Here is a 3343-nt window from a genome sequence, read left to right on the forward strand (position 1 = left end):
CCGCCCGCAGGGGGGGCGGGCAACGTGCCCGCAGGGCGGTGAGGTGTGGCCGCCGGGTGGGTCGGGTGGTGCCCGGGGTCCGCGGGCATGGGCGGGGTGGTGAGGCGGGTTCGGTGGGTGGGAAATCGGGGGCGGATTGGGGGAGCGTCTTGCACTCGGAGGGGTCGAGTGCTAATCATTGCGTTAGCACTCTGAAGGTGAGAGTGACAACGATGGACCGGGTCGGTGAGGTCCGCGTGGCGAGGCGGGGAAGGAACCGCCCGACACGCAGGCCGTCCGTCGCGGGCGCGGGCGCGGTCCGAAGGAATCACCCCCAGTCCTGGGAGGACCACTTCACATGGCCAAGATCATCGCGTTCGACGAGGAGGCACGGCGCGGCCTCGAGCGCGGCATGAACCAGCTCGCGGACGCCGTCAAGGTGACGCTCGGCCCCAAGGGCCGCAACGTCGTCCTCGAGAAGAAGTGGGGCGCCCCCACGATCACCAACGATGGTGTCTCCATCGCCAAGGAGATCGAGCTCGAGGACCCGTACGAGAAGATCGGCGCCGAGCTGGTCAAGGAAGTCGCCAAGAAGACGGACGACGTCGCCGGCGACGGTACGACCACCGCGACCGTCCTCGCCCAGGCGCTGGTCCGCGAGGGCCTGCGCAACGTGGCGGCCGGCGCCAACCCGATGGCCCTCAAGCGTGGTATCGAGAAGGCCGTCGAGGCCGTCTCCGGCGCTCTGCTCGAGCAGGCCAAGGAGATCGAGACCAAGGAGCAGATCGCCTCCACCGCGTCCATCTCCGCCGCCGACACCCAGATCGGCGAGCTCATCGCCGAGGCGATGGACAAGGTCGGCAAGGAAGGCGTCATCACCGTCGAGGAGTCCCAGACCTTCGGTCTGGAGCTGGAGCTCACCGAGGGTATGCGCTTCGACAAGGGCTACATCTCGGCGTACTTCGCGACCGACATGGAGCGCATGGAGGCGTCGCTCGAGGACCCCTACATCCTCATCGCCAACTCCAAGATCTCCTCGGTCAAGGACCTGCTGCCGCTCCTCGAGAAGGTCATGCAGTCCGGCAAGCCGCTGCTGATCATCGCCGAGGACGTCGAGGGCGAGGCCCTGTCGACCCTGGTCGTCAACAAGATCCGCGGCACCTTCAAGTCCGTCGCCGTCAAGGCCCCGGGCTTCGGCGACCGCCGCAAGGCCATGCTCGGCGACATCGCCATCCTCACGGGCGGCGAGGTCATCTCCGAGGAGGTCGGCCTCAAGCTGGAGAACGCGACCCTGGACCTCCTGGGCCGCGCCCGCAAGGTCGTCATCACCAAGGACGAGACCACCATCGTCGACGGCGCCGGCTCCGCCGACCAGGTCCAGGGCCGGGTCAACCAGATCCGCGCCGAGATCGAGAACAGCGACTCGGACTACGACCGCGAGAAGCTGCAGGAGCGCCTGGCGAAGCTCGCCGGCGGTGTCGCGGTCATCAAGGCCGGCGCCGCCACCGAGGTGGAGCTCAAGGAGCGCAAGCACCGCATCGAGGACGCCGTCCGCAACGCGAAGGCGGCCGTCGAGGAGGGCATCGTCGCCGGTGGTGGCGTGGCCCTGCTCCAGGCCTCCCAGGTCTTCGAGAAGCTGGAGCTCGACGGTGACGAGGCGACCGGCGCCAACGCCGTGCGCATCGCGCTCGAGGCCCCGCTGAAGCAGATCGCCGTCAACGCCGGCCTCGAGGGCGGCGTCGTGGTGGAGAAGGTCCGCAACCTCACCCCGGGTCACGGCCTGAACGCCGCGACCGGCGAGTACGTCGACCTGATCGCCGAGGGCATCATCGACCCGGCGAAGGTGACCCGTTCCGCGCTGCAGAACGCCGCCTCCATCGCCGCGCTGTTCCTCACCACCGAGGCCGTCATCGCCGACAAGCCGGAGAAGGCCGCCGCGGCCGCTCCGGGCGGCATGCCGGGCGGTGACATGGACTTCTGAGCCTGACGGCTCGGAGGACCGAGGTCCGCGTCACGCGTGACACAGGAGGGCGGCACCCCTGCCGGGGTGCCGCCCTTCGGCGTTCCCCCGTCCTCGATCGTCACCGGGGACGGGGAATGCCCCGGCATACCGACTGGTTCGCACAGTTACGTGGACGTGCGCGCCGGCCGGTACGCACGCCCACGTCTGTTGACCGAGACTGTCCCTCCCCCCAAGGAGCCCCCCGTGACCGTCGCCACCGGTGCCGAGATCGCCGACCGCGCCTCCCGCGTCCTGTCCCGCCCGCTCACCATCAACGGCATGACGCTGCGCAACCGCCTGGTGATGCCGCCCATGACCCGGAAGTTCTCCCCGGAGGGCGTGCCCGGCGAGGACGTGGTCGCCTACTACCGCCGCCGCGCCGCGGCCCAGGTCGGGCTGATCGTGACCGAGGGCACCTACATCGACCGTGCGGCCGCGGGCGACAGCCGCCGGGTACCGCGCTTCCACGGCGAGGAGTCGCTGGCCGGCTGGCGCAAGGTCGTCGAGGCGGTGCACGCCGAGGGCGGGAAGATCGTCCCGCAGCTCTGGCACGTCGGCATGGTCCGCCCGGACAACCGCGGCCCGTTCCCGGACGCGCCGTCCGAGGGCCCCTCGGGGCTGCTGCTGACCGGTGAGGCGTCCCCGAACGGCCGGACGATGACCCAGGAGGACATCGACGCCACCGTCGCCGCCTTCGCCAAGGCGGCCGCCGACGCCGAGCGCGCCGGTTTCGACGGCATCGAGCTGCACGGCGCCCACGGCTACCTGATCGACCAGTTCCTCTGGGAGCGCACCAACCGCCGCACCGACAGGTACGGCGGCGACGCCGCCGCCCGCACCCGGTTCGCCGTGGAGGTCGTGGAGGCGGTCCGCGCCGCGGTCTCGCCCGAGTTCCCGGTGATCTTCCGCTTCTCGCAGTGGAAGTCCGGCGCCTACGACGCCAAGCTGGGAGCCACCCCGGAGGAGCTGGAGGCGGTCCTGCGGCCCATCTCCGAGGCCGGTGTGGACGCCTTCCACGCCTCCACCCGCCGCTACTGGGTGCCCGAGTTCGAGGGCTCCGACCTCAACCTGGCCGCCTGGACGAAGAAGCTGCTCGGCAAGCCCGTGATCACCGTCGGCTCGGTGGGCCTGGACGGGAACTTCGAGGAGGCCTTCGTCGGCAAGGGCGCCCCGATGCGGGCCGTCGACGACCTGCTGGACAGCGTCGAGCGCGAGGACGTCGACCTGGTGGCCGTCGGCCGCGCGCTGCTCCAGGACCCGGAGTGGGGGGCCAAGCTGCTCGCCGGGCGCACGGACGAGATGACGCCGTACGACGCGGCCTCGCTGCTCCAGCTGCACTGAGCCCGCACGCCCGGCCCAGGA

2 protein-coding genes are annotated in these 3343 nt (G+C 70.7%); both read left to right on the forward strand.

The features are described 5' to 3' along the window. The first annotated feature begins 337 nt into the window (after nt 1-337). Complete coding sequence (gene groL, locus HW445_RS23490) at nt 338-1960, forward strand: chaperonin GroEL (RefSeq protein ID WP_151774325.1); 1623 nt, start codon at nt 338-340, stop codon at nt 1958-1960. 225 nt (nt 1961-2185) lie between these two features. Then, nucleotides 2186-3322 carry an NADH:flavin oxidoreductase gene (locus HW445_RS23495; protein WP_180222943.1) on the forward strand — a complete coding sequence of 379 codons (1137 nt, stop codon included), beginning with the start codon at nt 2186-2188 and terminating at the stop codon, nt 3320-3322. Nucleotides 3323-3343: the final 21 nt, after the last annotated feature.

Origin of the sequence: Streptomyces sp. UH6 (genome assembly GCF_013421635.1) — a bacterium.
GTDB classification, from domain to species: domain Bacteria; phylum Actinomycetota; class Actinomycetes; order Streptomycetales; family Streptomycetaceae; genus Streptomyces; species Streptomyces abyssomicinicus.

Bases quoted from the DNA above. Each gene is read 5' to 3' on its own strand.
- groL (WP_151774325.1), top strand. From the start codon at position 338: ATGGCCAAGATCATCGCGTTCGACGAGGAGGCACGGCGCGGCCTCGAG.